The sequence below is a fragment of the Caballeronia sordidicola genome (assembly GCF_000729995.1).
GTDB classification, from domain to species: domain Bacteria; phylum Pseudomonadota; class Gammaproteobacteria; order Burkholderiales; family Burkholderiaceae; genus Caballeronia; species Caballeronia sordidicola_A.
On record NZ_JNFG01000205.1, the window covers coordinates 1 to 14,405 of the forward strand.

11 protein-coding genes are annotated in these 14,405 nt (G+C 61.0%); 2 read left to right on the forward strand and 9 right to left on the reverse strand.

Annotated features, from left to right (window positions below; translation table 11 throughout):
- The first annotated feature begins 249 nt into the window (after nt 1-249).
- Together FH08_RS0142925 and FH08_RS0142930 are read left to right on the forward strand one after the other, a co-directional pair.
- Nucleotides 250-1,809, forward strand: coding sequence for a methyl-accepting chemotaxis protein (locus FH08_RS0142925; protein WP_031364273.1), 1,560 nt, complete (start codon nt 250-252; stop codon nt 1,807-1,809).
- A gap of 381 nt (nt 1,810-2,190) precedes the next feature.
- On the forward strand, nt 2,191-3,624 hold the full coding sequence (locus tag FH08_RS0142930; RefSeq protein ID WP_031364274.1) for a purine-cytosine permease family protein: 1,434 nt from the start codon (nt 2,191-2,193) through the stop codon (nt 3,622-3,624).
- A gap of 143 nt (nt 3,625-3,767) precedes the next feature.
- On the opposite strand, the gene FH08_RS49850 is transcribed toward FH08_RS0142930, so the two are convergent.
- The 9 genes from FH08_RS49850 to hpnI form a co-directional block, all read right to left on the reverse strand.
- On the reverse strand, nt 3,768-4,169 hold the full coding sequence (locus tag FH08_RS49850) for a hypothetical protein (RefSeq protein ID WP_051888965.1): 402 nt from the start codon (nt 4,167-4,169) through the stop codon (nt 3,768-3,770).
- Complete coding sequence (locus FH08_RS0142940) at nt 4,166-5,143, reverse strand: hypothetical protein (protein WP_031364276.1); 978 nt, start codon at nt 5,141-5,143, stop codon at nt 4,166-4,168. The genes FH08_RS49850 and FH08_RS0142940 overlap by 4 nt, the downstream gene beginning before the upstream one ends.
- Before the next feature lie 260 nt (nt 5,144-5,403).
- The gene (locus FH08_RS0142945; protein WP_031364277.1) at nt 5,404-6,144 is read right to left on the reverse strand and encodes a hypothetical protein; all 741 of its coding nucleotides are present in this window, start codon (nt 6,142-6,144) and stop codon (nt 5,404-5,406) included.
- Nucleotides 6,145-6,151: 7 nt separating this feature from the next.
- A complete protein-coding gene (locus tag FH08_RS0142950; RefSeq protein ID WP_031364278.1) occupies nt 6,152-6,574 on the reverse strand; it encodes a hypothetical protein in 423 nt (140 codons plus the stop codon).
- Nucleotides 6,575-6,579: 5 nt separating this feature from the next.
- On the reverse strand, nt 6,580-8,925 hold the full coding sequence (locus FH08_RS0142955) for a bifunctional diguanylate cyclase/phosphodiesterase (protein WP_031364279.1): 2,346 nt from the start codon (nt 8,923-8,925) through the stop codon (nt 6,580-6,582).
- A 320-nt stretch (nt 8,926-9,245) separates the two neighbouring features.
- Nucleotides 9,246-10,238, reverse strand: a complete 993-nt coding sequence (locus FH08_RS0142960; RefSeq protein WP_051888966.1) for a lysylphosphatidylglycerol synthase domain-containing protein — start codon at nt 10,236-10,238, stop codon at nt 9,246-9,248.
- On the reverse strand, nt 10,235-11,116 hold the full coding sequence (hpnK, locus tag FH08_RS0142965; RefSeq protein ID WP_051888967.1) for a hopanoid biosynthesis-associated protein HpnK: 882 nt from the start codon (nt 11,114-11,116) through the stop codon (nt 10,235-10,237). The genes FH08_RS0142960 and hpnK overlap by 4 nt, the downstream gene beginning before the upstream one ends.
- Nucleotides 11,113-12,534, reverse strand: a complete 1,422-nt coding sequence (gene hpnJ, locus FH08_RS0142970; RefSeq protein WP_031364282.1) for a hopanoid biosynthesis associated radical SAM protein HpnJ — start codon at nt 12,532-12,534, stop codon at nt 11,113-11,115. Before hpnJ ends, hpnK begins: the two co-directional genes overlap by 4 nt.
- A gap of 41 nt (nt 12,535-12,575) precedes the next feature.
- Nucleotides 12,576-13,847 carry a bacteriohopanetetrol glucosamine biosynthesis glycosyltransferase HpnI gene (gene hpnI / locus FH08_RS0142975; RefSeq protein WP_051888971.1) on the reverse strand — a complete coding sequence of 424 codons (1,272 nt, stop codon included), beginning with the start codon at nt 13,845-13,847 and terminating at the stop codon, nt 12,576-12,578.
- Nucleotides 13,848-14,405: the final 558 nt, after the last annotated feature.

A 14,405-nucleotide genomic window follows, 5' to 3' on the forward strand; every position in this document is an offset into this window, starting at 1 on the left:
CCCCCGCCCTGATCCCCATCCATACCGGCAACCCAAACCCAAACCCCGAGTGCGAACGAAAACCCCACCCGAATGTCGCTAAACGCCACATCCGCGTCGCCTTCCGATAAATCTTCGCATCGCGCGCTGCCGTTATCTGATCAATCGACGCTTGATTCCAGTGGTTCCCTTCACGGTTCGCCCCAGATATCCGGAGGATACAGACCTGTTGCGCCGCGTACTACAGCGACGCAGTGGGGACTAGCCCTTATGCGCAAACACATGACTATTCGCGGCGGCCTGGTCGCGACGATCGCCGTATATACCGTCTTGCTCATTGCGGTCATCGCGGTGGGTGTCCTGGGTTTGTACGGCAGCAATTCGGCGCTCAGAGAGATGTATCGCGACGATACCGCTTCCGTGCTGCACCTTAAAACCAGCTCGGAGCGCTTGCTGTTGCTGCGTGCCGGGTTTGGCGAAGTCGAGCAGCTGATCAGCGCCGGCAAGCCCGCCCAGCGCGAAATCGCCCGGCAGCATGCGCTTCTCGACGAGAGCAACAAGGAACTGGAAGCTTTTCGGAAGCTTCACGAGCCGGCGCTGGCGGAGAAGGCGCTTATCGACGCAATGCAGGCTCGGCGCGAGCAACTGCTGGCCCAGGTGTTCCAGAAGGCGCTGACTGAGCTCGATCAGGACAATCTGGTGGATTTCCTGACCACCCAACGGGAAGCGCCGCCCGCGCTGTTCTCCGATTATCAAAGCGCGCTGAGCGCGCTGGAAAACTTTCAGGTCGAACGCCAGAAAGCCCGCTTCGATACCACCGATGCCCGTTTCGAAGCCATGCTATGGACGCTCGGCGCCGCTGCGGTATTCGCCCTCGTCATCGGCTTCTTCGCGCAGAGGATCCTGACCCGGGCGATCGTGCGGCCGATCGACATGGCCGTCGATTATTTCGGCCGGATCTCGGCCGGTGACCTGACCAGCACCGTGACGGTCCAGCGCAACAACGAGATGGGCTACATGCTCAATGCGTTGAAGGGCATGCAGGAGGGGCTCGCGCAGACGGTGCGCAAAGTGCGTTTGAGCGCGGAGACAATCGTGCGTGACGCCCAGGCGATCTCGGGCGGCAATCTCGATCTGTCGGCGCGCACGGAGCAGCAGGCGGCGTCGCTTCAGGAAGCTGCATCCAGCATGGAGCAGTTGACCGCCACCGTTAGGCATAACGCCGACAATGCGCGCAACGCCAGCGAACTCGCGGCCGGCGCATCCGACATCGCGCTGCGCGGCGGGGATGTGGTGAACCGCGTGGTCGCGACCATGGACGCGATCTCGGGCAGCTCCGACAAGATCGTGGGCATTGTCAGCGTGATTGAAGGGATTGCGTTCCAGACCAACATCCTCGCGCTGAATGCGGCCGTGGAAGCCGCCAGGGCAGGCGAGCAGGGGCGGGGTTTCGCGGTCGTTGCAAGCGAAGTGCGAAGCTTGGCGCAACGCTCGGCATCGGCGGCGAAGGAGATCAAGGAATTGATCGGTACGTCGACATTGAGCGTGAAGGACGGCAGCCAGCTCGTGGCTCATGCGGGCGCAACCATGGTGGAAGTCGTGGAAGCGGTCAGGCGTGTGAGCGCGATCATGGCGGAGATCAGCCTGGCTTCAGGCGAGCAGACCACGGGGATCGAGCAGGTCAACGTGACGGTGGCGCAAATGGAAGAGATGACGCAGCAGAACTCGGCGCTGGTGGAAGAGGCGTCGGCTGCCGCGGTGTCGCTGGAAGAACAGAGCAAGCAGTTGAACGATGCAGTTGCGCTGTTCCGGCTGAAAGCCATTGCGTGAAAATCCGGTTTTCAGCGTTCGCGCTAAGCGATGAGGGAGCGCCAGCTAGCCAAAATGTAATCTTGCATCTTGTCTATACATATATAAAAAATGGCCGCCGATACGAAACACATGCCTCGCAACAAAATTAAGATTAACGCGTTGATTTAAAGGCATTCAAGCCGATATCACCTGAGTTTTGATCAATATCGGTTAGGGGTAAACATCGATAATAGCGGACTTGTATATACATATCGGTTCCCATACAGTCGCACTGAATCGCGAATTTCCGCTTGGCGGCGATTGCGTTTCGGGCTGTCGCGCAGGCGTATTTGCGCGATGACGTATTGAAAGAAGCTGGCGACACACGCTTCACGCGACGCCACTTACTCGAGGGTATCCATGTCCGCTTCACAGACCGGCGCACAGAGCGGCGTCATCGCCGAACGCCGCACCATCGACTACATCCCCGAAGCTGAACGTCATGGCGGCCTTGCGAGCCAGTTCACGCTATGGCTGGCCGCCAACCTGCAGATCACCGCTATTGTCACTGGCGCGCTTGCGGTCGTGCTCGGCGGCGATGTGTTTTGGTCACTGATCGGCCTGATGGTCGGCCAGCTGTTGGGTGGTGGTGTGATGGCGTTGCACGGAGCCCAGGGGCCGCAACTCGGACTGCCGCAAATGATATCGAGTCGCGTGCAGTTCGGTGTGTACGGTGCGGTGATCCCCATCGCGCTGGTGTGCCTGATGTACGTCGGCTTCTCGGCGAGCGGTTCGGTGCTCGCGGGGCAGGCGGTCGCGCAGCTCCTGCACGTGGACGACGCGGTCGGCATTGTCGTGTTCACGGCGGTGATCGTCGGCTTTACCGTGTTCGGATACCGCGTGATTCACGCGATCGGCCGCGTCGCCAGCGTGATCGGCGTGCTGGCGTTCGTGTACATGTTTGCGCGGTTGCTGACGGGGCATGATATTGGCTCCCTGCTCGCGAACCGTCACTTCACGTTGAGCAGCTTCCTGCTGTCGATGTCGCTATCCGCATCGTGGCAGATTGCATTTGGGCCCTACGTTGCCGACTATTCCCGCTATTTGCCTTCTTCCACGTCGCCGCGCAAGACGTTCTGGGCCATCGGACTGGGCTCGGTGATCGGCGCACAGGTGGCGATGGTCTTCGGCGTGTTCGCCGCCGCGCTTGCCGGCAAGCAGTTCTCGCATCACGAGGTGTCGTTCGTCGTCAGCCTGGGCGGGAGCGGGGCGATTGCCGCGCTGCTTTACTTCGCCATTGCGTTCGGCAAGATCACGATCACGACGCTGAACGCATACGGCAGCGTGATGTCGATCGCGACGGTGGTCAGCGGTTTTCGCGGTGAGCAGCGTCTGTCAACGCGCAATCGCGCGATCTACATTGTCGCGATGGTCGGACTTGCGATGGGCCTCGCGCTCGCCGGCCGTCACGCGTTCCTGAAAGAGTTCTCGTCGTTCATCCTGTTCCTGCTCGCGTTCTTTACGCCGTGGAGCGCGATCAACCTAGTCGACTATTACTTCATTACCAAGGATCGTTACGACGTTCCCGCACTTTACGATCCGGATGGCCGCTATGGTCGCTGGAGCATGACCGGTATCGCGGTGTATGCAATCGGGGTGCTCGTGCAATTCCCCTTCATTTCGAGCGCGTTCTATACCGGCCCACTGGTGGACAAGCTCGACGGTGCTGACATTTCGTGGATCGTCGGGCTCGTGGTGCCGGCGCTGCTGTATTACTTTGCGGCCCGCCACAAGGCACATGTTGCGCCTGCGCATTTGATTCTGCCTGCTCAGCCGGCGTCTTCAGCAAAGTAGTGGGGCGTCTGCCGGTGCGTTGCATTGTCCCGTCAGGCGGTCACCAAGGGATGTCGTGGATCAGAGCCGAATGCACCCGCGCGGATCCCGTGTATCGAAGATAGAGCCGGCTGCATTGCGCGCATTGCCACCTGGTGCAGCGGTTATAGGGGAAGAAACGCGGTGTGATCAGGAGCCGTCAACAGACACGCATCGAGGCGCCCGGACATCACGGTGAGCTCCCGGACCATGACGTCGGACGATTTCCCATCGCGTCGTGCCAGACGGGCGATATCGAACAACTCCCCAACCTTCTTTGCACACTGCTGCGATGCTCCGATCTGTCGATGCATCGCCGAAGTTCCGACGTTTATCATGCGGCTGCCGACAGCCAGTGCCACTATCGTCGCAACGATCAGCATTGCCGATACGCCCGTTTTGCATAATAGTTTGCACTGCGATTTAAGACCTGGATATACGAGCGTCACGCCGTCTTGCCCTTCCGTCATTTTCCGGCTGATTCGCGTGACCATGCTGCTGGTCATGCTCTGCAAGTCATCGTTCATGACCAGTGCGCCGCTACCCAGACGTTCCCGACCCAGTGACCTGGTACCCACACTACGGGGCGCGGCACAGGCGTCATGTAGACGACGCGCGGAGCAACATAAACGGCCGGCGGCGGGGGCGGTGCATAGACAACCGGAGGCGGCGGCACATACGCAACCGGGGGAGGCGGCACATACACTACCGGAGGCGGCGGAACATAGACCACAGGTGCAGCGACAACCACCGGCTTCGGTGCAACGACGACCGTTGTGCCGCCCGTCGTGACAACGCCGCTGGTCGTGACCAGACCACTTGTCGTCACGGTGTGGCCATAGGTGCCTGTCGCGCTGGTCGAGGTCGTGACAACGCCCGGAGCGACTCTTGTCGCCGTACCAGAGTGATAGACGGACCCGCCGTCCGAACCGGTCACCGTGCCCGAACGGGAGCACGAAGCCCCTGCACAATTCGTCGATGCCGAATGATCGACCGTGTTGCCGTTCGAGCCAGTGATCGATCCCGATGATGAATACTGGCCCGGTGCGGTTCTGGTCACGTCGCCGGAGGTGGAGGCCGTCTTGCCGTCCGGTCCGGTGAGGGTGCCGGTGTGTGAGCAGGTGCCGCCTGCGCAGTTGGTATCGCCGGCATGCTGCACCGAATTGCCATAGCGTCCGGTTGCGGTGCCCGAATTCGAAAACTCGCCCGGTGCGTTGCGGGTTACCGTACCCGTGTTGGTCGCGAAGCCGCCGTAAGGGCCAGCGACGCCGCCTGCATGCGAACAGCTGCCGCCGCCGCACGAGCCGTATCGAGCGCCGTTATAGGTGCCGCGTGACGTGTATGCGGTGCCGTGTTGCGACCAGGCGAAAGCGGAGGCGCTGCTGAGGGCAAGCATGGCGATGGTTGCTGCGAGCACGCACTTGCGCAGGGCGCCAAGTGCGGATGCCGTGGTCGTGGCGAAAGCGGTGGTGATCGAGGGGGCGAACGAGCGGGTATTCACACTATCTCCTTGGTAGTCCTGGGCCACTTCCAGCGCACTGCGGCGTGGCGATGAGCGGACTATAGGAGTGCGCGCGAATTTAATCATTAGCGAAGATATGTCACGCGGTGTCACCGCGGCGGAAGCCCGCCAGACGGGGGTTTGCGAGCGGACGAAGCGCACCGTGACATATTTCGACATGAATTGATGCGAGTCGAAATGCGATGCAGCCGCCTGGGTTGCTGCCTGGTGACTCCAACACCAGGGTGTGGCCCCGACGATTAGTCGACCGGACACCACCGGCCAGAATCCGGGCACACAATGACCCGTGCGCCGTTCTGCAGGACTTGCTCTTCATCGAGTTGCAGCGAGGTCGAAGGGTCGACGTCGAAGGTAACCCCAAGCGCGTCGCCAACATGGGCATCCTCGATGGGAAGCTCCCAGGTCAGAAAGATTTGGGTGCAATCCTGGTCGGGTGCGAAGTCAGCCACATTAAAACCGCGGCTGCCGCGTTGTATGACGCCATGAGGCTGGCCGGTATCGAATATCACGGCCGTACCCCGGGTCAGCGGGATTCGATAATCCATGGAGGGGAAATGCAAATCCAGACCCTTGTCCTCGCTCATGAAGAGATTGCAAAACGCGGCGCCCCCATATTGCGAGCCGTCATGATGGTACTTCGCGCCACGGCAGGCCATGAGCGCTACGTCACTGGAGGCCAGCACGTCAGGCAGTCCAAGCGTGCGGGTCCAATCGGACATAGCTTGCACGCAGCGCTTGTAGTCCGGCCAGCGCATTCTCGCTCGCGCCAAAGGCATGACCTCGACGTCTCCGGGCTCAAGGACCATGCGCGATGTTGTCTCGCGTTCCCAATCTGCAAGCAGACGTGCGGAGGGCATGGGCACGTCGACTGTGCCTGTCAGCACGATGTCGCTCACGCACCGGCTGCGGATGGCGTCGCCACTCCAGAAATAGGAAGTGAGGAGGTCTCGTACCGGATGCTGTTGAGGAGGGGTGTTCATCTCTGCGCTATTGCTCGCGCTTGGGCGGTTGCGGGTTGTTTGCCGGGTTGGTGTCAATCTTGACTACCCGCTCTATTCCGGGGGCACCTGCCAGAGCTGATAGTTCTGCTTGCAGCAGATCGGCGATTTCTCCGGGGTAGACCTCGTTACTATTTACATAGACAGTGAAAGACCGTAGATACTTCGCTTTTTTATCAGGATTCCCGATCGTTTCTTTTGTCCATTGATAAAGCGAATACTTTTCCGGGCCGAGTCTTTCCGCTTCATTGACGTAGTCCGAAAACGCGTCGAACTGGCATGTCAACGAGGCGTCATGCCGACGCAGCAAATCACGTAGCGCAGGGGGCATGCACTGTGGATCTCCGCGCAAGGTCGCGGCCGCCTCGGGTGAGACGGTGATTCTGATCTGGAACAGCCATGTGTCGCTCATCGCTATCACTCCACCGTGGGCCATGCCAGATGCGGCGACGTCCAGTCCAGTTCACTGCCGACAACCATCACCCGTTCGTCGCTCGTGAACGCCATGGTCACGCCGACCGACGCGCGTCCGCTGGTCAGCGATAAATACGGTTGGCAGAACACCGCCGTTCCCATGTTCGCCACCGCCTTCCAGTAATACGGCCGATGGTCCCATCGCCCCGATTGCGCAGCAAATAACGGCCCGAGCCGGAAGCCCGCACCCGAGCGCGCGCGGCCCGTAATTTCCTGCCCCAAAACGCGCCCGGTTTCGTCGAGAACAAAGCAGCGTTTGCATAGTTCCAGCGTCGCCATGGGCGCGATGGCCTCTTCTACACTGACACCGTTCGTCAACGCCGCCGCCGCCGTGTCGAGCATGGCGAGATACGGCGCCAACTGCGCTTCGAAGCGCGCGGTGCGCACGGCGCGGCCTTCGGCAATCACATCGAATGCATGATCGATGCGTCGCGTCACAGCCACCGCCGGGGGCAGCGTGGCGCTCGGTCTGCCCAGCAAGAACCCTTGCGCGAAATCGACGTTCGATTCCACCGCCAGGATGAGCTCCTCGGTCGTCTCGATCCCTTCCACCACCACCATCATGTCCGCCCGATGCAGCAGCGACACAATGGTCGGAAGGAGAGGCTGATCCGAGGCACGGCTCTTCGCGCGGATCAACGCGCCATCGAGCTTGACGAAGTCGGGCTGGATGCGCAGCAGGCGGTCGAGGTTGGAATGGCCGGTGCCGAAGTCATCGACAGCGATCAGGAAACCGCAGCCGCGATACCGCCACGCGGCCAGCGCAAGCTCCTCGACGTCCACCCCCTCGGACTCGAGAATCTCCAGCACGACGCCGCGAGGATCGAGTCCCGCTTCGAAGACGATGGCCGCCAGCGTCTGCTCGTAACCCGGCTGGATGAAGGTGGACGGGGCGACGTTCAGGAACAGCCAGGAGTCGAGCGGCAGGCGCTTGCGGGCGTTCGCGAGATGGAGATGGTGGGTCAGTGAATCCAGGTCGCTGATGCCGGGGTTCGACTGCGGGGCGAACAGCCTGTCAGGCCGCACCGGCGTGCCATGCTGGTCGAAGCCGCGGAGCAGGGCTTCGAAACCAACCTGCTTTTGATGCGACAAGCTGTAGACCGGCTGGTAGTGGGTGAACAGGTCGAACGCACCCCAGCGGGTGACAACGACCGGCTCTTCGTCGACCCGCGTGTCGTTGTCTTCATCAAGAGCGGTGGCGCGCACACGCTCGACCCGTCGCGCCTGCTCGACGAACACCCGGTTATGGCCCGCGTGTTTCGCGCGCAATAGCGCTTCATCGGCACGGTCGAGCAATTCGATGGCGGTCTCGTCAGGCCTGCGATGCGCCACGCCGAAGCTGGCGGTGAGAAAGCCGTCGGGCCGGAGTATCGATGCAACGAGGATGCGCAGCGTGTCGGCAAGGCTGATTGCGCGGTCAGGACCAGGCAAATTGATAAGGACCGCGAACTCCTCGCCTCCCAGCCGTCCGACCACCGCGTGCGCGGGCACGGCGTCGTTCAGGACCTTGGTGACGTCCATCAGCGCTTCATCGCCGCGCGCGTGGCCGTACTGGTCGTTCAGGGACTTGAAGCGATCGATGTCCAGGAAGATTGCACTGACGACTTCACCGGGACCTTTCGTCTCGCTCAACATCTGCTCCGCTTGCTCGAGAAAAGCGCGCCGGTTCAGGAGCTGGGTCAAGGGATCGGTTGCGGCGAGCGCCCGTAGTTTCTCTTCGAGCAGGAAGTGGTTGAGCCGGAACCAATAGAAGCAGAAATGAAATGTAGTTGCTGTCGGGATGCCAATAGCTACCCACATTGCGCACAAGACATAGTCGTCGTGCGTGAAGGGCACGGCCATCACGAAGGGCAGCCCGGCCAGGTAGAACGCAATCGTCCCCAGGATGAAATGCCGCGGCGTCAGCCACAGTGGCGCCGCACAGATAGGGATGACCATGCCGGCCGGCAGCATCCAGAAGAGCGGTTTTTCCACGCCCTCGACGTTGATCACAATGCCGATCTGCAGAACGACCACATACAGCACGCCGATCAGGCCGAACAAGAAAGTAGACGGCGCCTTGGGGATGGCCGAGACCAGCAGCAGCATGGCAAGAGCACAGGTCAGGCGCGGCCAGAGCGGTAGATCGGTTCCCATTACATGGGAACGGGCGATGACGAAGATCAGGAACGCCACCACGGTAAAAGCCATGGTGACCGTTGACAGCGGCCGTTGCTGATCCATCGAACGGCGGTGGAAAGCGAGTCGAAGCTCGGGCGTGATCGTTGGCGGGAGCAAGGAGGTGAGCATGTTTTCGGGTAAGTTTTAGCAGCCTCATTAATTCATGATGACTGTCGGCTGTGCCGGGCCGAGTTGTTTGAATTACCGCAGGTTCTGAAATCACATGATCCGTGTATCGTCGGATGAAATGGATTGTCTTACTAGGCGCGATTCGGCTCAAGTGAATGTTTGCTTGACCGTATCGTTTAGTAAATAAGGCCGGGAGTGCTTTTGGGCGGCGCCGGATTGTGCGGGAGGGAGAGCGGGCGATTCGAGCGCAATGCAGTTTTTTGCGGCAAGGGGTTGCCGCGGCTGTTCACGTGTAGAGGCTCGCGGCAGCTTCGATAAATTCAGCCGCGCGTCAGCCGGGAGCGAGAGTTGCGGCGCATTTCAGCGAGTTGCCAACCAGCAAGCGCGATGCAGCCAAACAGCACTTCACGCATCCGCTTGACCAGCGCGAGCGCAATAGCTGCTTGCCGGTCCGCGCCGGCCATCTGCGCCAGCACCATGATCGCGGCCTCCTGCACACCCAACCCTGCCGGCAAGAAAAACGCAGCATGCCGAACCGCCTGGGTGAGCGCTTCCACGGCAAGCGCGCTGGCAATCGACACCGGATGACCGAAGAACGCGAGCGCCCAGTACACCTCGAGCGCACCGAGCATATATCCGCTTAACTGCCACGCGAACGCGGAGGCTAGTAAGCCCGGGCGCCGCATCAGCGTGTCTATTTCCCGGTCGAGCCGGACACCATCCAGCTTCGACAAAAACCCGCGCGACGATCCGAGCCAGCGCGCCGCCAGTTTTTCGAGCGCCTGGAACAAGCCGCCGCGCCTGACCAGAATAAAAAACACAACGGGAACGGGCAATGACAGCAACAACGCAAGACCGATCAGCCGCACGCCCGCGAACGCGTGAGAGGTGCTCGCCATCAACAACAAGCCGAGCGCTGAGAACGCATATTGGACGACTACCGTCACCAGCACTTCCACGATGACCGATGCGCTGACGCGGTTGATATCGGCGACATACCAGTGCGCGAGCCGGATCCCAACCAGCTCACCACCTACGCCCGCCGCCGGCAGCAGACGGCTGACCGACTCGCGCACGATTGCTATCCACCACAAGACGTGCAGAGGCGCGAGCCGGCCAAGGAGAACTCGCCATCCGCATGCATCGAGCAACAAGGGCAGCGCGTGGAACGGGACGAGCCAGAGCATGGTGACACCGGCTTGCGGAAACCCTCGCAGCACGTCGGCGAGACCCTCGTGGACGGCGAAAATGGTCAGCAAGCCGAACGCCGCCGGCCAGCGCGCCCAGGCAAGCCAGCGCAGTGCTGCGGTCATAGAGAACGCAACGCCGGTTCGACGGCTGACGCAGCGGCCGGGAAGACGTCGCTGAAACCGCCGCGAAGGAGGCCCGTGGTATCCATCGCCGCAGCCACACGCGGGGAGAGCAGTGCCGCGAGCTCATCGGCGTGACGATAGTCCGACATGGACGGCGCGAGCGGACTGTCGCCCGGCATGGCGGGGTGGCAGTAGATTTCGCTCACGCCGTCGGGGAGGGTGGCGAGCGCCTTGATAAAGGCCGCTTCATCCATCTGTCCACTCTGCGCGAGACCCGCGACGTGATCGTTATGCGCGATCCCATAACGGTCCAGCCGCGCTCGCACCAGCGCAATCCACGGACGCAACAGAAGCGTGCCGGGCGCCTCGCACGGCAGGCGCATCGCCCGCATACCGTACTCGCTTCCTATCTCGATCAAGAGCGACAGCACCGTCGGGTGAAGATGGAAATGCTTGTGCGTATTGACGTGATCGAGCGGCAGACCGGTCGCGGCAAAAGCCTCGAACTGCGCGCGAATTTCGTGGGCGAGTTGGGCCCGTACGCGGGGAAGAAAGAAAAAGCGCACGCCGTCGCGCACCATCGCGTTGCCAAAACGGCCCTGGTCATCGACTAGCTGTGGAATGTCGCTACGTGGCGAGCTCGCCCGGCCGTCTGCCAGGACGATATGCAAACCCACCCGCAAAGTCGGCAGACGCCGCGCGCGCTCGACGGCATCCGCAGCGGCGTCGCCCGCGACCATCAGGCTGGCAGAGGTCAGCACGCCGTTGCGATGGGCACGCTCGACCGCGTCGTTCACGCGTGTGTGCAGCCCGAAATCGTCCGCGTTCACAATCAATGCGCGCCGTGCCGGACGGGCCGCTGCTTGCGGTCGGATCATGCTTCGTGCGCGCGCAGGAAATGGAAGAACTCGACGCCTTCACGCAGGCGCCGCTTCATCATTTCCCAGCTCATCAGCATTTCGCGCACGATCTCCCAGATCTTCGATGGCCGGAAATAGAACTGTTTGTAGAACCTTTCCAACCCGTGATAGATCTCTTCACGCGACAAATGCGGATAGCCGATAGCCGCCAGTTGCACACCTTCCGCACTGACCAGGTTGATGACCTTGTTTTCTTCCAGCCAGCCGTTGTCGACCGCTTGCTTGTAGAGCGTGGTACCCGGATAGGGGGCGGCGAGCGACACCTGGATGGTATGCGGATTGATTTCCTTCGCATACCGAATGGTATTTTCGATTGTCTCGCGCGTTTCGCCGGGCAGGCCCAGGATAAAGGTGCCGTGAACCTTGATGCCGAGCTTGTGGCAATCAACGCTGAAGCGCCGCGCCATGTCCGTGCGCAGTCCTTTCTTGATGTTCAGCAGGATCTGGTCGTCGCCCGATTCGTAACCTACCAGCAGCAGCCGCAGGCCGTTCTCCTTCATGATCTTGAGCGTTGAATACGGCACGTTGGCCTTTGCATTGCAGGACCACGTGACGCCAAGCTTGCCCAGTCCCCGTGCGATCTCTTCCACACGCGGCTTGAAGTCGGTGAAGGTGTCGTCATCGAACATGATCTCCTTGACTTCAGGCATGTTGTCGCGAATCCACTTCACTTCTTCCAGCACGTTTTCCACAGAACGGGTGCGATAGCGGTGACCTCCAACCGTCTGCGGCCACAGGCAGAAGGTGCAGCGTGAGCGGCAACCGCGGCCCGTATAGATCGACACATAAGGGTGTGACAGGTAGCCGATAAAATAATTGTCGATCTTCAGATCGCGCTTGTAGACCGGTGCAACAAAGGGCAACGCATCCATGTCCTCAAGAATGGGACGCGCTTCGTTGTGTTCGATCGAGCCGTCGGCAAGCCGGTAGCTCAGACCCTTGATCCGCACGAAGGGTATGCCTTCGGATACTTCCAGGCAGGTGAAGTCGAATTCTTCGCGGCAGACGAAATCGATTGCATCGCTTGCGAGCAGTGAATTGAGCGGATCTACAGCGACTTTCGCTCCCACCATGCCGATCAGCAGCGACGGCTTGCGCTCCTTCAGCTTCTCGGCGAACAACGCATCGCTTGGGAACGAAGGGGTGCTCGTATGAATGATCACGAGTTCGTAAGCCTCGGCAATCTGGAGCGTCGCGTCGACCGACAAGCCGTCGGCGGGGGCATCGAGCACCCGGCTGCCCGGGACGAGCGCCGCGGGCTGGGCGAGCCAGGTCGGGTACCAGAACGAACGGATCTCGCGCTTCGCCTGGTAGCGCGAACCCGCGCCGCCGTCGAAGCCGTCGAACGAAGGGGCCTGCAAGAACAGCGTTTTCATGGGTGGCTCCTGAGACTCGGAACTTGCCGTGTGGAATGGCTTCATGGATTTGCTTCGTGATTCGCGACGCGCGCGGGTCCGGATGCGGCGTCGTAGCGCTCGTCGGACACGTCCGTCAGATTGACCTCCGGCGTGACGGCCTGCGGCACAATAGGGATGCGCACGCCCCGCCAGATCACGTGCGAGCCAAACGCCGCCGCGATCCATTCGGCGGACAACAGCAGGTCGCGTAGCGGAATCAGCGGCAGGTCGCGCCAGAACGAGCGCCAGCCGCGCGTGGTTCTCCAGTGCAGCAGCAGCCGCGCGCTGAGGCCGAACGAAGTGCTCAGGTCGACGATCATGTCGGCGGTAGAGTCGGCGATCGCGCCGCCGCTCCAGTCGAAACCGAGGCCCAGCAACCAGCTCGCCATCAGCCACGGCGACGTGAACGTGATGAAGAGAAACGCGAAACCCAGCGGGTTGATCGAGCGGATAGTGCGCAGCCAGCGGGTCTCGCGCAGCCAGAGCGAGACCAGGTCGCGTTCGGTCACATCGGTTACGACAGTGAGCTCGGACACATGCGTGCGAAGCCCAAGCCCACGCACGTATTCGGCCAGCCAGAAATCATCCGCAACACAATCCTTCAGTTCGTGAAAACCGCCGATTGCGTCAAGCGTCTCGCGACGCAGCGCGAGTGTTGCGCCGAAACCGAAACGGCGCCCGCCGGCCGCTCGCGCGACATGCACCGAAGGCACGAACCATTCGTCAATGAAAAGCGCGCCAAGCCGCGCCCACAGTTCACCCACTCGCCGCGCGCGATAAAGACAGGTGACCACGCCGATGTGACCGGAGCTAAGCGGGTCAGACACGGTGTGCAGGTAATCCGGCGGGACCGCGATGTCGCTGTCCGCAATCACGATGACTTCGTGGCGCGCGTGCTGCGCAAGGTTGATCAAGTTGCTGACCTTGAGGTTGACGCCGTGCACGGCGTCGTTGACGACCAGCGTGATGTCCAGGTCGGGATACGCCTCACGCAGCCGGTTCACGACCCCGACCGCGGGGTCGGTGGCCGACGACACGCCAAAGAGCAATTGAAAGCTCGGATGCGTCTGCCGGCAGAAGGTTTCGAGGTTGGCGTAAAGACGTGGCTCAAGGCCGCACAAGGGCTTGAGCACGCTGATGGTGGCAGGCCTCGTTCCATGGCTGCCCGGGCGTGTCATGCTCCAGGGCCGTGAACCGTGACGCATGAGCGCCGCGACCGTTATGTAGACGGATGAGAGGCAGCAAAGACCAATCAGCATCCATTCGGTAACGGGTAGCGGCGTCCAGGTCATGCTGTTCCCCTGCATCTATCGGTGGCCTGTCTCGCTCAGACGAGACGAGCCGGTTAGCGGGATAGTGGACCGAGCTTTTGCATTCGAGGATCACGTCCTCCTTCGGTCGATGTTCGAGCCTAGATGGGTGTCAGCGTGGGTTCCAGTGGTAGACGCTGTCGCCCGTAAATATATCGTGCACTGAATCGAGTCATCAACTGAATTTGTCGCGCTATACGGACGGAATGCGGGAGAAAAATTTCGATTTGCTTTCGTAGGGAAGGGGTGGCTGACACAATTGTAGGGATGCTTGTGATGGCATCTGCGACGGTTGGTCATCTTTATTAAGTGGGACGCAATAAGTGGATGATTGTGGATGGACCCACCGATTGCGCACTGAACGCTATCTGCGTTTCTTCATATGCATGGGCGCCAGATCGAGAGGTTCGCACCCTTAATTTTCACCCGCCTTGGCGGACGTGTTCAGGATCTTTGGCAGGTGCACGATCATTCACATACACCGCAGCATTGTTGCCTTTTCGACGGTTCAAATTCGTGTATTCATCTAGACGTCTTGCA